The 15,149-nt window shown below is 55.1% G+C and carries 19 protein-coding genes and 1 pseudogene; all 20 read left to right on the top strand.

Annotated features, from left to right (window positions below):
- Positions 1-2: 2 nt before the first annotated feature.
- Positions 3-371 (top strand): putative holin, encoded by a 369-nt coding sequence (locus DYD62_RS01595; RefSeq protein WP_115225760.1) that lies wholly within the window; start codon positions 3-5, stop codon positions 369-371.
- Positions 368-604, top strand: a pseudogene (locus DYD62_RS24355) (phage holin family protein); the annotation flags it as partial. The gene DYD62_RS01595 and the pseudogene DYD62_RS24355, both read left to right, overlap by 4 nt.
- 64 nt (positions 605-668) lie before the next feature.
- A complete protein-coding gene (locus DYD62_RS01585) occupies positions 669-1,133 on the top strand; it encodes a YcbK family protein (protein ID WP_115225758.1) in 465 nt (154 codons plus the stop codon).
- 273 nt (positions 1,134-1,406) lie between these two features.
- Positions 1,407-1,673 carry an Rz1-like lysis system protein LysC gene (lysC, locus tag DYD62_RS24350; protein WP_115228170.1) on the top strand — a complete coding sequence of 89 codons (267 nt, stop codon included), beginning with the start codon at positions 1,407-1,409 and terminating at the stop codon, positions 1,671-1,673.
- Complete coding sequence (locus DYD62_RS01575; protein WP_115225757.1) at positions 1,670-2,131, top strand: phage tail protein; 462 nt, start codon at positions 1,670-1,672, stop codon at positions 2,129-2,131. Before lysC ends, DYD62_RS01575 begins: the two co-directional genes overlap by 4 nt.
- Positions 2,128-2,580: a phage virion morphogenesis protein gene (locus DYD62_RS01570; protein WP_115225756.1), complete on the top strand. Its 453-nt coding sequence runs from the start codon at positions 2,128-2,130 to the stop codon at positions 2,578-2,580. The genes DYD62_RS01575 and DYD62_RS01570 overlap by 4 nt, the downstream gene beginning before the upstream one ends.
- 436 nt (positions 2,581-3,016) lie before the next feature.
- Complete coding sequence (locus DYD62_RS01560; RefSeq protein ID WP_115225754.1) at positions 3,017-3,694, top strand: phage baseplate assembly protein V; 678 nt, start codon at positions 3,017-3,019, stop codon at positions 3,692-3,694.
- Complete coding sequence (locus tag DYD62_RS01555) at positions 3,694-4,044, top strand: GPW/gp25 family protein (protein WP_115225753.1); 351 nt, start codon at positions 3,694-3,696, stop codon at positions 4,042-4,044. Before DYD62_RS01560 ends, DYD62_RS01555 begins: the two co-directional genes overlap by 1 nt.
- 3 nt (positions 4,045-4,047) lie before the next feature.
- Positions 4,048-4,947, top strand: coding sequence for a baseplate assembly protein (locus DYD62_RS01550; RefSeq protein WP_115225752.1), 900 nt, complete (start codon positions 4,048-4,050; stop codon positions 4,945-4,947).
- Positions 4,940-5,488: a phage tail protein I gene (locus tag DYD62_RS01545; RefSeq protein ID WP_115225751.1), complete on the top strand. Its 549-nt coding sequence runs from the start codon at positions 4,940-4,942 to the stop codon at positions 5,486-5,488. The genes DYD62_RS01550 and DYD62_RS01545 overlap by 8 nt, the downstream gene beginning before the upstream one ends.
- Complete coding sequence (locus tag DYD62_RS01540; protein ID WP_115225750.1) at positions 5,485-7,542, top strand: phage tail-collar fiber domain-containing protein; 2,058 nt, start codon at positions 5,485-5,487, stop codon at positions 7,540-7,542. Before DYD62_RS01545 ends, DYD62_RS01540 begins: the two co-directional genes overlap by 4 nt.
- Positions 7,543-7,546: 4 nt before the next feature.
- A complete protein-coding gene (locus tag DYD62_RS01535) occupies positions 7,547-8,107 on the top strand; it encodes a hypothetical protein (protein ID WP_115225749.1) in 561 nt (186 codons plus the stop codon).
- Between the two features lie 58 nt (positions 8,108-8,165).
- Positions 8,166-9,371, top strand: a complete 1,206-nt coding sequence (locus DYD62_RS01530) for a phage tail sheath protein (RefSeq protein ID WP_233702856.1) — start codon at positions 8,166-8,168, stop codon at positions 9,369-9,371.
- A 15-nt stretch (positions 9,372-9,386) separates the two neighbouring features.
- Positions 9,387-9,896 carry a phage major tail tube protein gene (locus DYD62_RS01525; protein ID WP_115225748.1) on the top strand — a complete coding sequence of 170 codons (510 nt, stop codon included), beginning with the start codon at positions 9,387-9,389 and terminating at the stop codon, positions 9,894-9,896.
- Between the two features lie 20 nt (positions 9,897-9,916).
- Entirely contained in the window at positions 9,917-10,222 is a 306-nt protein-coding gene (locus tag DYD62_RS01520) for a phage tail assembly protein (RefSeq protein WP_115225747.1), read from the top strand.
- Between the two features lie 8 nt (positions 10,223-10,230).
- Positions 10,231-10,353 (top strand): GpE family phage tail protein, encoded by a 123-nt coding sequence (locus tag DYD62_RS01515; protein WP_115225746.1) that lies wholly within the window; start codon positions 10,231-10,233, stop codon positions 10,351-10,353.
- Entirely contained in the window at positions 10,350-11,063 is a 714-nt protein-coding gene (locus DYD62_RS01510) for a DNA-methyltransferase (RefSeq protein ID WP_115225745.1), read from the top strand. The genes DYD62_RS01515 and DYD62_RS01510 overlap by 4 nt, the downstream gene beginning before the upstream one ends.
- Positions 11,063-13,645, top strand: coding sequence for a phage tail tape measure protein (locus DYD62_RS01505; protein WP_115225744.1), 2,583 nt, complete (start codon positions 11,063-11,065; stop codon positions 13,643-13,645). Before DYD62_RS01510 ends, DYD62_RS01505 begins: the two co-directional genes overlap by 1 nt.
- Positions 13,645-14,055, top strand: a complete 411-nt coding sequence (locus tag DYD62_RS01500; RefSeq protein WP_115225743.1) for a phage tail protein — start codon at positions 13,645-13,647, stop codon at positions 14,053-14,055. The genes DYD62_RS01505 and DYD62_RS01500 overlap by 1 nt, the downstream gene beginning before the upstream one ends.
- Positions 14,052-15,107, top strand: coding sequence for a phage late control D family protein (locus DYD62_RS01495; protein WP_115225742.1), 1,056 nt, complete (start codon positions 14,052-14,054; stop codon positions 15,105-15,107). Before DYD62_RS01500 ends, DYD62_RS01495 begins: the two co-directional genes overlap by 4 nt.
- The last annotated feature ends 42 nt before the right edge of the window (positions 15,108-15,149 follow it).

Below are 15,149 nucleotides of genomic sequence, written 5' to 3'. Positions count from 1 at the left end.
CAATGACCGAACCACTCACCGGCACCGCCGCCTCTTTCACCGTGTTTTTACTCACCATTGCGGGCTTGTTCTCAGGCATCCACGCCGACGTACTGATGGGCAGTTTTGCGGGGGCCGTGGTGTTTATCATGACCGCGCAAAAGCTCAGCGTTTTACAGAAGATCGTTTTCTTTTTGACCGCCTTTGTGGCCGGTTGCGTGGCCGCCAAACTGGTGGCGGATCTGATCGCCATTCCCCTGCCCGCTTCGATTGTCGTCAGCGAAGGCATCGGCGCACTGATTGCCGGTGCGATCAGTATGAAGCTGCTGCAATGGCTGATTGTGCGGGCTGAACACCCCGAGGACTTACTCAAGATCGGGGGCAAAAAATGAACCTCTATTTACTCATCAGCGTGCTGGCCTGCCTCTTTGCAGCGCTCAGCATTGCCCTGTTTAATCGAAACAGCAAAGCCCATAGCCTAGGCATTTCTATTTTTGCTTATGGCTTAACCGTCTATTACGGCCTGACTGCTATTCGCCTTCTGATGGGGATCACGGCCACCAATCCGGCACACACCTTTTTACTGTTGTTTGGCGGTGTTTATTTCTGCTTTAAGCGCGGCAACGTCAGCGATTTATGGGCCGCTTTGGTATGGCCTATTCAGAAATTATTAGACAAGGAGCCTCACATTGAACACCTCTCCCCAGCTCTCCCCACACTTCAGCCTGCGCGAATTCACCGCCAGCGCAACCGCCGACCGCCTCAACATCGACAACAGCCTGCCCGCCACGCTGCAAGACAACGCGACCCACACCTGCGAGCAATTAGAAAAAATCCGGGCAATACTCGGAAACAATCCCCTCATTATTACTAGCGGCTGGCGTACCCCCGCATTAAATAAAGTGGTCGGTGGCAGCGCCAGCAGCGATCACGCTACCGCCCGCGCCGTAGATATCCGCTGCCCAAAGTTTGGCACGGCCAGAACGATTGCAAGAACTTTGGCCGCCTCTGATATCGAGTTTGATCAATTGATTTTAGAGTCCCCCACACTGCCGAGCGCTTGGGTACATATCGGCTTTCGTAAAGGAGCCAACCGGCGGCAAGTGCTGACCAAGTTTGCAGGGGATAAAACCTATTACGCGGGGCTTAAATGAGCCGACTCACCGCCCTTGCCCTTATCGCTTTGTGCTGCCTAGCCGCGCTGCTGATTGCCATCAATTTGCACCAAGGCCAGAAGCACACAGCCGAGCTGCTGCAAATCGAATTAAACGCCAGCGAGCAAGACAAGGCCCAGCAAGCGGCCTTACTTGAGCAGCTTTACAAAGCCAGCAGCGACAACGACGCCGCCCAGGCTGATTTACGCAGCAGCATTGAAAGCGTCAATTCTGCCCTGCTTAAAAACAAACGCGCCATGGAGCAAATTAAAAATGAAAGCAAAGAAGTCAGGGATTGGGCTGATGCTCGCCTGCCTGCTGATATTGCCCGCCTGCGCCAGCGCCCCGAAATCGCCAGCGGTGCAGCTTATCGAGATTGGCTGTCCCACCGTGACAGCCTGCCGCCTGCCAGCGAGCCAAGCCCAAACAAACGGCGAGCTGAATCAAGCGATTGATGATCTGGAAGCCGCGTGGCACAGCTGCGCGGCACAAGTCGATATGGTGCTGCAATGCCAGCAGACCCCTAAGGCCGCCCCATGATTAAGCCCGCCAGCCTGCGCGATTACCTTTCTGCCACCGTTCAACACCTCGCCCACAATCCCGACAAGCTGGCCATCTTTATTGATGAAGGCAATCTCATTGCCACGGCGGGCAAGTCGCTTTCATTTGAATATCAATACACCCTAAACGCCATCATTCAGGATTACGCCGACCACCCAGACACCATCATGGTGCCGTTGCTGGCCTGGGTAAGCAGCAATCAGCCCGAGCTTTTTAGTAATGTAGACAAACGCCAGAACGGTATCAGTTTTGAAGCGGATATCCTGAACCACGACACCATAGACCTTTCGATCAAGATAAACTTGACTGAGCGCGTGGTGGTGCGAGAAGTAGACGGCAAGCCCGTCATCACCCATTACGGCGAGCCGCCGCTGGATGAATACGCGGGCAAAGATTGGGAGCTATTCCTGCGCGATCAGCCGTGGCCAGTTGAATGAGCGACAACTTTAAAGCGCTGGAAGGCTGGGCGGCGGGCTTATTGGGGAATCTAAGCACGAAAGAATTACGCGGCATGAATAAGAAGCTGGCGATGGAGTTACGCAAACGCCAGCAAGCGCATATCGCAGCCCAGCAAAACCCCGACGGCACGCCCTACGCCCCACGCTTGCCGCAGCAGCGTAAAAAGAAAGGACGCATTAAAAGGCAGATGTTTGCCAAACTGCGCACCACCCGCCACCTTAAAACCCAAAGCAGCGACAACGGTGCAGTCGTTCGCTTCTCCCCCAGCACGGCCCGCATTGCTCAAATTCATCAATTTGGCTTATCTGGCCGCGTCAATAAAACGGGCACCATCAAACACAAATACGCCGCCCGCGTATTGCTGGGATTTAGCCAAAGCGATAATGAACTCATCGCCGAGACTATCCTCAGTCAAATTAGCAAGTAATTTGTAAATTTGAGCGAGGTTAGTTAGCTATAAAATTTATTTCGCGGATAAAGATACCCTGCCGTTTATCAGTTTTTCATTTTCCCCTGTTTTTTGATAATCGTCGTGACGGCAATTTGGAGGCTGTTTAAAACGGCAGGAAAATGTCATGAGAAAGCTTAAAAAATCACGCTTTTGCAACATCTTTAAAAAGGTCATAATAATAATGATTAAAATCATTATTCATGTTTCAGGGCCGAGTAGCAGCGAGATTTATCCCCAGCACGAATACAAGTGTAGTGAAGACAAGAACTGCCCTCAAGCACAGAGCCCAGACTGCCCTGTGAACAAAAAAAACACTTCGTAGCATATTTTAAAAAACCACTCGTTAATGTAAAAAACCTCCTCACACCCGCCGGTGCGTGAACATCACGCACCGGCGCGGCACTATGGCTGAATGAATCAAACAGCCGAACATTCCCGAATTTTAGAAAGCCTGATCCGCATCGGCACCGTGGCCGAAGTGGATCACACCAATGCGCTCTGCCGTGTGCAAAGCGGCGAGCTGCTGACCGATTGGCTGCCATGGCTCACCCCTCGAGCAGGCAAGGTGCGGATCTGGAGTCCGCCCAGCGTCGGCGAGCAAGTGATTCTATTTAGCCAATCCGGTGAAGTGGGCGCGGGCGTGGTATTGCCTGGGCTGTTTTCAGATGCGATGCCTGCGCCAAGCTCTGCCGCCACCGTCACTTGCGTGGCCTTTCCTGACGGAGCGCTCCTCAGCTACAACCACGACAGCGGCGCACTCAGTGTCACCGGCATCAAGACTGCACTGATTCAAGCCTCCGATAGCGTCACCGTCGATTGCCCTGAAACGACCACCACGGGCAATCTCACCGTGGGCGGTGATCTGGTTATTAAGGGCGACAGTACATTTAAAGGCAAAGCCGATGTGCTGGGCGCATTCAGCTACGCCGCAGGCATGAGCGGTACCGGCGGTGAAGGGGGCGGTGCAACCACGATTACCGGCCCAATCACCCAAAGCGGTGGCGCACTCACCAGTAATGGCGTGGTCTTGCATGATCACACCCACGATAAGGTGCAAAGAGGCAATGACAGCACAGGCGGGCCGAAATAATGGCGGGCCTGAACAGACACAGCGGCCATGCGATTGATGATCTGGCCCATATCCAGCAATCCATTGCCGATGTGCTCACCACGCCACTAGGCAGCCGCTTAATGCGCCGCGACTATGGCTCTGAAATCCCCGCGCTGATCGATCAGCCTTTAAACGGTGCAACCCGCTTACGGGTGATGGCCGCAACTGCCACCGCGCTTAAAAAATGGGAGCCGCGTATCCGCGCCCAGCGTGTCACCTTAGAGCTGGGCCAGCCACACGGCGCACTCAGCGTCACCTTAGAAGCTGAACGCATCGATGGCCCGCGCGGCCAGCAGCCGGTGGCGCTTTCTATTCCTTTGCGAGCCTAAGCCATGAAAAGCCAAGAAGTAGACCTCTCCCGCCTGCCCCCGCCCAACCTGATCGAGGCGCTGGATTTTGAAACCATTTTTAAGGATCGCAAAGCGGCGCTGATTGCGCTCTACCCCGATGCGGCCGCCGTACTGAGTCTGGAATCTGAACCACTCACCAAGCTCTTACAAGAAAACGCTTACCGTGAAGTGATCCAGCGGCAACGCATTAACGAACGCGGCGCAGCTTGCATGTTGGCATTTAGCCAGGGGAGCGATTTAGACCATCTGGTGGCTAATTTTAATGTGCAGCGCTTTGTAATTACGCCAGCCGACCCAAACGCGGTACCGCCCACCGATGCGGTTTTAGAATCTGATGATTCACTCCGCGCACGGGGCCAGCGGGCCTTTGAAGGCTTAAGCGTGGCGGGGCCAAGGTCGGCGTATATCTTTCATGCTTTATCGGCGGATGCCCGTGTGGCCGACGCCAGCGCCATCAGCCCCAACCCCTGCGAAGTGGTCGTCAGCGTGCTGGCAAATGATGACGACGGCTCAGCCCCCGCTGATTTACTCAGCAAAGTCAGGCTGCTGCTATCGGGCGAAGATGTGCGCCCCGTAGGCGACCGGCTGACCGTGCAGTCGGCCAGCATCGTCAATTACGCCGTTACCGCCGTTTTATATCTTTACCAAGGCCCAGAAAAAGGCCCGATTTTAGAAGCCGCCCACGCCCAGCTTCAAAAATACATCAGCACCCAGCGCCGCATGGGGCGCGATATCCGGCAATCGGCCATCTTTGCCGCGCTGCATGTGGAAGGCGTGCAGCGTGTCGAACTCGTTTCACCGGCTAAAGATGTGGTGCTTGATGAAACACAGGCCGCGCACTGCACCGCCGTGGATATCACCGTCGGCGGCATCGATGACTAAATCCCTGCTGCCCACCGGATCAAGCAAATTAGAACGCGCTATTGCCCAAAGCTGCCAAGCTGGGCAAGAACTGCCTATTTTGCTGGCGGCGCTTTGGAATGCCGACACCTGCCCGAAAGCGGCCTTGCCCTATTTAGCCTGGGCTTTCTCTGTAGATCGATGGGACGAGAACTGGAGCGAGCCGGTGCAGCGGGAAGTGATCCGCCAATCGTTCTTTGTACATCAGCATAAAGGCACCATCGGCGCACTTAAACGCATCGTCGAGCCGCTGGGCTATCGCTTAGAGATCACCGAATGGTGGGAAGAAAACCCCATCGGCCCGCGTGGCACCTTCAAGCTGGAAGTCAAAACCATAGACCAAGGCATTACCGAAGAAACCCAGATCGAGCTGAATTATTTAATCGACGAAGCCAAACCGCTCTCGCGCCATTTAATCGAAATGAATATCAGCGTCGAGCCACGCGGCCTGATCTATATCGGCGTCGGCCAATACCAGGGCGAAGTCATCAACATCTACCCCAAGGCAATCGACACCCTATGAGCCAAAAATACTTTGCAATCCTGACGACCTACGGCGAAGCCCAGATTGCCGAAGCCACCGCGCAAAACAAAACCATCCATATTGAAAAAATGGCGGTAGGCGATGGCGGCGGCAACGACACCACCCCGGATGAAAACCAGACCCAGCTCATCAAAGAGAACTACCGCAGCAATCTAAACTCGCTCAAATCCGAAGCGGGAAAAAACACCGTGATTGCCGAACTCATCATTAAAGAAAACGTCGGCGGCTGGTGGATTCGAGAAATGGGCCTGTATGACGACAAAGGCGGCTTAATCGCCGTCGCCAATTGCCCGGCCAGCTACAAACCGCAATTAGAAGAAGGATCGGGCAAGGTACAAACCCTGCGCATGGTGTTTGTCGTCAGCAACACCGCCGCTGTCACCATCAGCGCCAGCCAAGATATTGGCATCGCCAGTATTGAGCTGGTCGAAGAAACCATGAAGCAGCATATTGCCGATGACGACCCGCATTCAAAAGACTACTACAACAAAAAAATCACCGACAAAACCAACGCCGACTTAAGGCAAGACCTCAGCGACACCGCAGTTAAAGAAGGCAACCGTGGGCGCGATGAAGCGATCCAGCACGCTGACGAAGCAGACAGCGCCCACAGCCAGGCCGCAGACCCTCACCCGCAATACACCACCGAAGGGGAAACCAAGGGGCTGATTGAAGCGCACGTCAATGAGGCCAACCCGCACGGCGAGCGCTATTACCTGAAGAGCGAAGCAGATGACAGATACCCAATACTTGGGGCGTATTTAGGAAAATCACTTTCTATCAATGGCGTGTACAACTCGAATGCGGAATTGTTCTCTGATGGCGGTTTGTATAACTGGACGCAAGGCGCATTCCACAATTACACCCAATTCCCCCTAGACAATAAAGCGACCTGGCTTGTCTCACAAAGAACTCAGTATTCCCAAGGCTATTCGATCCTGAGCAAGATCGGCACTTATCGCAATGGCTACGCTTACGGGGCGTCAATGGTTTTTCAAATGACGGGCGAGGCCGATTTAGCGCTAGGGCGCTGGGAGATGCGCCAAGATGGCACGCTTCTAACAAAGCACATGACGCTGAATCAAACTACCGAAGCCGCTGATTTTTCGCGGGTCGTTTTTGAAAAAAAGAACCCCAGCGCGACCAAGCAAATTTTAGGGGCGATTACTTGGGATTCATTCAGGGATGTTTCCGCCGTTTCCAATGTTGCGGCCATCTGGGCAGAAGGTGCAGGCGAGGCGGCCAATTGGGGCGAGTTGCACTTTGGCGTTACCACCAATGGCGACGGCAACCTGCCGACTAAAATCATGTCGATCAGCGATGGCCGTGTTCTGACCAGCCAGCTGCATACCTATTACTTAAAATCACGCGATCCAGCGGGCAGCATTGCAGATAGGGCCAGAGATTACGATGGCGTATCGAGCCTGCTGCGCTGGCAAAACTACGGCAACGGCCATGTGATCTTTGACGGCAGCAATGGCTTATCGCCCAAAGGCGGCGGCGTCAGCACAATCAATGCGACCGAGCCTTGGAAACAAAGCTACCCTGTTTTAATGGGCTGGAATGGCGAGAACACCTTCGGCGTGCGCGTGGACGCCTGCCGGACGGCTGACAAGCTGGTCGATGGCTCTTTCGGCGTACCAACCGGCGTCCCCGTCCCATGGCCCAGCAATACCCCGCCCGCTGGCTGGATCTTTTTACAGGGCCAAGGCATTAATCCAGCCGAAGCCCCTGTCCTTGCTTCTCTCTATGGTGCCACCCTGCCCGACCTGCGCGGCATGTATATCTCAGGCTGGGATGCGGGGCGCGGTATTGATCCGGGGCGGGAAGTCTTAAGCTATCAAGCCGCCAATGTCGGCGAGCATCAGCACACCGTGCCTTTTGATGATGGTGGCTGGTTATCTTATTCGGGTGGCGGCGGCCAGCCAGGTGTGAACTATGTACGCACCCAACCCAGAGCGACGGTAGACGGCCCGCAGGGCAGAACGCACCCAGACAATATTGCATTCAATTACATCGTTCGGTGGGGATAATCCAATGCTTAAAAATACAATCAAACCAGACAACACCCGCCCAATGCTGAAACCAGAAACCAAGCCCGTGCAGCCGGTTTCTTTCGATCAAGACGGCTTTGCCAGCCACGACGGCGTCGTGCCTTGCTTTTGCCACGACACCCGCACGCTGGAATATATCGGCAAAGCTGAAATGTGGGTGTCTAAAGATTGCGGCTTGCCTGCCGGTGCGGTGCAGGATGCGCCCAAAGTTCGGCCCGCTAAAAACAAAGCCATCATTCGAAATAAGGCAGATCAGTGCTGGGCGCTGATTGAAGACTACCGAAAGATGATCGCCTACCAAACCAGCGATGGCGCGGCGCGTGTGCTGGATACATTAGGCCCAATACCCGAAGGCTTCACCCTGCTGCCGTATTTTGAAGGGGCGGTCTGGAACGGTAAAAAATGGATCACGGAAGCTCAACCCATCCCGCTGGTTTTAGACCCACCAGCAGCCATCGCTGACGATCAATTGCTCGCATTAAATGAGAAAATCGAACGGCTGGAAGGCTTGCTGGCGCAAGTTTTAAGCGAAACACCCGCCTAAGCTTTGTCGTTCCCTGCTTCACAATCCCCAGTGAAAGCGAATCCAGCCGTAAACGCTCATGATGGCTCGGTCAATTCAAACCGAGGAAATCATGGGCGATCAATTCCACCATGGTACGCGAGTCATCGAGATTAACGAGGGTACGCGCACCATTCAAACCATCAGCACCGCCGTTATCGGCCTGGTCTGCACCGCCCCCGATGCAGATGCAAAATTCTTCCCGCTCAATCAGCCGGTACTGATCACCAACGTACAAAAAGCCATTGGCAAAGCAGGCACGAAAGGCACCATGCTGCGCACGCTTAATGCCATTGCTAAACAGACCAGCCCGATTGTTGTCATGGTGCGCGTCGAGCAAGGCAAAGACGAAAAAGAAACCGAGCAGAACATCATCGGCGGCACCGATGAAACAGGCCGCTTTACCGGCCTTAAAGCTTTGCTCGCGGCCAACAGCATCGTGCATGTGAAGCCGCGCATTTTAGGGGTGCCGGGCTACGACACTTTGCTGGTCGCCAATGAGCTGGCAACCCTCTGCCAGAAGCTGCGCGGCTTTGCCTATATCAGCGCACGCGGCTGCAATAGCGTGCAAGAAGCGCTGGAATACCGCGCCAACTTCGGCCAGCGCGAATTAATGATGATCTGGCCAGACTTTAAAAATCCCAACTGGTCCGGCCTTGATGATGAAGGCCTCGACTTAGCCGTCGCTTACGCCATCGGCTTACGCGCCAAACTGGACAAGGAAATCGGCTGGCATAAGACGCTTTCCAATGTGGTGATTAACGGCGTCACCGGCTTAAGCCAGGACGTGTTCTGGGATCTGCAAGACCCGGACACCGACGCGGGCCTGCTCAATGGCAAAGACATCACCACCCTTGTTCGCGCCAAAGGCTTTGTGTTCTGGGGCAACCGAACCCTGTCTGCTGATCCGCTGTTTATGTTTGAGAACTACACCCGCAGCGCCCAAGTCATCGCCGACACCATGGGCGAGGCGCATATGTGGGCCATCGATCAGCCGATGACGCCGAGCTTAGCCAAAGACATTTTGGAAGGGATTAATGCGAAGGGTCGCGCCTGGGTTTCAGCGGGTTACTTGCTGGGCTTTAACGCCTGGCTGGATGTTGAGGCCAACGGGAAGGAGGATCTGAAGGCGGGCAAGCTCACCATCGATTACGACTACACCCCCGTCCCGCCTCTGGAAAACTTAGAGCTGCGCCAGCGCATTACCGATCAATACCTGATGAATTTTAGCGCCAGCGTCGGCTAATCAAGGGGAATCAACATGGCTTTACCAGGTAAGTTAAAAGCCCTCAATTTGTTTATGGATGGGATCAACTTTGCAGGACAGGTTACGGAAGTGACCCTACCCAAGCTCAGCCGCAAGATGGAAGAGTACCGGGGCGGCGGCATGAGCGGCACAGTCGATATCGACCTTGGCCTTGAAAAGCTCGAAATGTCGGCGACCTACGGCGGCTTTATGCGCGAAATCCTCGCCAGTTTTGGCGCGGCCACGCACGACGCGGTGCTGCTGCGCTTTGCCGGTGGCTATCAGCGGGAAGACTCGGAAGAAGTCGATGCGGTCGAGGTGATTGTGCGCGGGCGGCATAAAGAAATCGATATGGGCAGCGCCAAGCCTAGCGACGATACCGAGTTCAAAGTCGCCAGCTCCCTCAGCTATTACAAGCTAACCCTAAACGGCAAAACGCTGGTGGAAATCGATACGGTCAACATGATTGAAATCATCGACGGTACCGACCGCCTCGCAAAAATGCGCAGCGCCATTGGCCTCTGATTAAAAGGATTTAAACCAAAATGAATGTTCAAGAAAAAAACCCCAACACCGTCGAACTCGATAGCCCGCTGATTCGTGGCGATCAGACCATCAGCCGCATTACGCTGATCAAGCCCAAAAGCGGCGCATTGCGTGGCGTGAAGTTGGGCGACTTGCTGCAGATGGATGTAGAAGCCATCACTAAGGTATTGCCGCGTATTTCAGACCCTGCGCTCACCGAGCAGGACGTCCGCAATCTGGACCCTGCCGACCTGCTGCAATTGGCCGGGATCACCGCCGGTTTTTTATTGCCGAAGGACGCCAAAGCGGACTACCCGCAAGCGTAAATTCAGCCATGGCCGATATCGCCATGGTGTTTCATTGGCCGCCTTCGGCCATGGACGACATGACGGTATCGGATCTGATGGAATGGCGTGAAGAAGCGCGCAAACGATTCAACCCAGAAAACAATATATGAAAAATTTCCTCCACCAAGGCGACTGCCTGCCCTTCTTAGAATCCCTCCCCGCCGCCCGGGTAGATGCGCTGATCACCGACCCGCCTTATGCCTCGGGCGGCTTACACATCGGCTCTAAAAACCGCAGCACAAGCGAGAAATACCAAAACAACGACACCGTCCGCAAATACCCTGAATTCACCGGCGATCACCGCGACCAACGCGCCCACCTGCGCTGGATGACGCTTTGGCTGTCTGAATGCCTGCGCGTTATGAAAGACGGTGCGCCCATTTGCTTATTCACCGACTGGCGACAATTGCCGCTGACCACCGACGCTTTGCAGGTGGCGGGTTTTACCTGGCGCGGCATTGCGGTCTGGGATAAGGGCGAAGGCGTGCGCCCCCAGATGGGCCGTTTTAGAAATCAGGCGGAATACATTGTGTGGGGCAGTAAGGGCGATATGCCACTGGCCCGCGATGTGGGCGTATTGCGCGGTGTTTATAAGGAAGTGGTCAAACAAAAAGACAAGTTCCATATCACCGGCAAACCCACCGATTTAATGCGCGATCTGATCAAGATCTGCACGCCTGGCGGTTTAATTCTGGACCCTTTCGCCGGATCAGGCTCCACCCTGCTGGCGGCGGAATTGGAAGGCTACGACTGGCTGGGCTGTGAGTTAAGCGAGGAATACAAAACCATTGCCTTAGAACGATTGGCACAGGAGCACTAATGAGCGCGGCGCGAAATTTACGATTAGAAGTGGTGTTAAAAGCAATTGATCAATTTACCGCGCCGTTTAAAGGGGTACTGAATCAAAGCAAGGCGGTATCAAAGCAAGTCAGCGAACTTAAAAACAAAATGAAGGCACTGGATAAAACCCAGGGGCAGATTGATTCATTTAAAAAGCTAACCCGCGATACCGCCCAAACCTCGCAGCAAATGAAAGCCGCCCAGGAACGCGCCACGGCGCTGGGCAGAAGCCTCGCCGCCACGGCCCATCCGACCCGGCAAATGAGCGCGGAATTTAACCGGGCTAAAAAAGAAGCGGCGGAGCTGGCCGCCCGCCACACTCAGCTGGTCAACCGGCAACAAAGCCTGCGCACCTCTCTGAATGCGGCGGGTATTTCTACGCGCAATCTGTCCCAGCATCAGCGCGAGCTCAGACAAAACGCCACCAGCACCAGCGCCGCCCTGCAAAGAGAACAACAGCAGCTGGAACGCTTAGGCCGACAGATGCAGCGCCAACATGCGGCCAGAGCAACTTACGACCGAAGCATGAACGCCAGAAACAATCTGGCGGGAGCTGGTGCGGGTATGGCCGTTGCGGGTGGCGGTGCGCTGTACGCGGCCAAACGGGTGATGGGACCGGGCTTAGACTTTGATGCGGAAATGTCCAGCGTACAGGCGCTTACCCGATTGGATAAAAACGGCCCGCAGCTCGCCGCCTTACGCAAACAGGCGCGGGAATTAGGCGCGGCCACCAGCTTTACCGCCAACGAAGCGGCACAGGGGCAAGGCTATTTAGCCATGGCAGGCTTTGATCCGACCGCGATTCAAAAAGCCATGCCGGGTGTGCTCGATTTAGCCAAGGCCGGACGGGTAGAACTGCCCGCCGCTGCCGATATGGCCTCCAATATTCTGACCGGCTTTAAGCTGAACGCAGATCAGATGGGCCGTGCGGGCGATGTGCTGGTCGGCACGTTCACGCGCTCGAATGTCGATTTAAGAATGCTGGCTGAAACCATGAAATACGCCGCGCCAGTCGCTGCCGGCCTGGGCGTGGATCTGGAAACAGCCGCCGCCATGACCGGTAAATTAGGGGACGCCGGTATTCAGGCCAGCATGGGTGGTACGGCCTTACGCGCCATTATGTCCCGCTTGTCAGCCCCGCCCAAAATGGCCGCAGACGCCATGAAAGAGCTAGGGCTGCAAGCCAAAGACGCCAAAGGCAATCTACGCGATCTGCCGACCATTCTGGCCGAGCTGGAAGCCAAAACAAAAAACATGGGCAATGCCCAGCGGGCCGGATACTTTAAGCATATTGCGGGCGAAGAGGCTTTTAGTGCATTGCAAGTGCTGACCGCGCAAGCCGGTAGCGGCAAGCTGCAAGCACTAATTGCCACTCTCAGACAGTCCGCTGGTGAAGCCAGCAAGAACGCGGCCACCATGAGCGACAACGCGGCGGGCGATATCAAGACGCTGCAATCGGCTTGGGAAGATGTGGGCATTGAAATGTTTGAAGGCAGCAACAGCCCCCTGCGCGAGCTGCTGCAAAATATCACCGACGTCATCCGCAAAACAGGCGAATGGATGAAGGCCAACCCCGAGCTGGCCGCAACTTTGGTCAAAGTCAGCGTATCCGCTGCTGCCATCGTGGCGATATTGGGCGGCTTAGCGCTGGCCGCAGCGGCGCTGTTAGGCCCGTTTGCCATGGTTCGGTTTGCCCTGACCTCGATGAATATTCAAATGGGTATGGGTTCAGTGTTAGCCAAAGCGGCCACATGGAGTTATAGCCTGTTGACCAGTGCTTTAAGCCTGGCCGGGAATGCCGCGCTCTTTATGGGCCGCGCCCTGCTGATGAATCCTATCGGCCTGTTGGTCACAGGTATCGCCCTTGCTGCCCTGTTGATTTACAAATATTGGGAGCCGATTAAGGCCTTCTTTGGTGGTCTGTGGGATCAGATCAAAGAAGCCTTTCATGGTGGCATTTCAGGGATCGGCGCATTAATCCTCAATTGGTCGCCGCTGGGTTTGTTTTACAGCGCCTTTACCAAGGTCTTCAGCTGGTTTGGTTTGGAACTCCCCGCCACCTTTACCGGCTATGGCCAGATGATGGTCGATGGTTTGTGGCAAGGGATTGCCGGTAAGTGGGACTGGTTAAAAGGGAAGTTCTACGAGCTGGCCAAAATGCTGCCCGAGCCGGTACAAAAAGCACTTGATATCCATTCCCCCTCCCGCGTGTTTGCCCAAATTGGGCGGCATACCGTTGCAGGTTTGGACAAAGGCTTAAGCGACAGCCAGCAAGCGCCACTCGATACCATTAAAAACATGGCCCGCAAAATGGCGACTGCTGCCGGTGGCCTGATGATTGGCGGCACCAGCTTGGGGGCCATGGCCGATATCCAACTGGATCAGCGCCCGCCCATGTCAGCCCAAACCAACTACAGCCCAGCGCCATCGATCCAGATCACGATTAATGCGGCGCCAGGCATGAACGAACAGGCGTTGGCGCAACGGGTCGCGCAAGAAATCGCCAAAGCCGACCGCCAGAAGCAAGTGCGCAGCCGTTCACGCTTAGGAGACAGCGACTGATGATGATGGTCTTAGGTATGTTTGTATTTGAGCTGGCCAGCGCCCCTTACCAAACTTTAGAGCAATCCAAATCATGGCGGCACGCCAGCCAGACGCGAATCGGTATCGGCCCAGCTAATCAGTTTCTAGGGCCAGATGCGGAAAGCATCGCGCTGAGCGGCGTATTGTATGAAGAGCTGAACGCGGGCGAGGTGTCTTTGCTGGCGCTGGAAGAAATGGCCGATACGGGAGAAGCGTATTTTTTAATTGAAGGCACCGGCTGGATTTATGGCGAGTACGTGATCGAAGCCATCAAAACCACCCGCAGCCTGTTTTACAAGAACGGCTCAGCCCGCAAGATTGAATTTAACTTAAGCCTGAAGCGGATCACATCCAACCCTCTCGAAAAAATAATAGGTCTGTTGCAATGAATGAAGGCCACAACGCCCCGCGCTTTAAAATCTTAGTCGGCAGCAAAGATATTTCTAAGCGGGTGAACGACCGGCTGGTGTCGGTTAACCTGACAGACAATCGCGGCTTTGAAGCGGATCAGCTGGATATCACGCTGGACGATAGCGACGGCCTGCTGGAAATTCCGCCACGCGGTGCCGTTGTCAGCGTGTCGCTGGGCTGGGCGGATAGTGGCTTAGTGGATAAGGGCCAATATACGGTGGATGAAGTCGAGCACAGCGGCGCACCGGATCAGCTCACCATCCGCGCCCGCAGCGCCGATTTACGCGCGGGCCTGTCCGTTAAAAAAGAGCGCTCATGGCATCAAACCACCGTGGGCGCGATTGTTGAAACCATCGCCAAACAAAATAAGATCCAGCACCGGATCGGGCCAGACTTAGCCGGGCAAGCCATCCGTCACATCGACCAGACCAGCGAAAGCGACGCCAGCTTTTTAAGCCGCATCGCTAAAATGTTTGACGCCATTGCCACGGTCAAAGACAGCAGCCTGCTGTTTATGAAAGCAGGCCAGGCCAGCACGGCCAGTGGCCAGCCGCTTGGCAAAGTGCAGATCACCCGCCAATCTGGCGACGGCCACCGCTTTGGCATTGCAGACCGGGGCGCGTATAGCGGCGTGAAAGCGGCATGGCAAAACACCAAAACGGCCAAGAAAGAAACCACCACCGTAAAACGCAAACCTAGGAAAAAAGCAGGCCCGGGGCAAGGAGAAGTCATCCAGGGCGCGGATGATAACGTCAAAACACTAAGACACGTTTACGCCAGCAAAACCAACGCCGAACGGGCCGCAAAAGCAGAATGGGAAAAGCTGCAGCGCGGCGTGGCTCAATTCTCAATCACCCTCGCCTATGGCCGCCCAGAATTGTTTCCAGAACTCCCCGCCAGCGTGTCAGGCTTTAAGCCCATTATCGATAAGCAAGACTGGATCATTACCCGCGTGGTGCATAGCTTAAGCGACAGTGGCTACACCACGGCTTTGGAGCTGGAAGTAAAGGCCAGTGAAGTGGACGGGTAAACAAAAACGGCGACCATCTGGCCGCCGTTTTACACTTGCTCT

Origin of the sequence: Iodobacter fluviatilis (genome assembly GCF_900451195.1) — a bacterium.
Classification (GTDB): domain Bacteria; phylum Pseudomonadota; class Gammaproteobacteria; order Burkholderiales; family Chitinibacteraceae; genus Iodobacter; species Iodobacter fluviatilis.
This window is presented reverse-complemented; position numbering and strand designations above follow the sequence as displayed.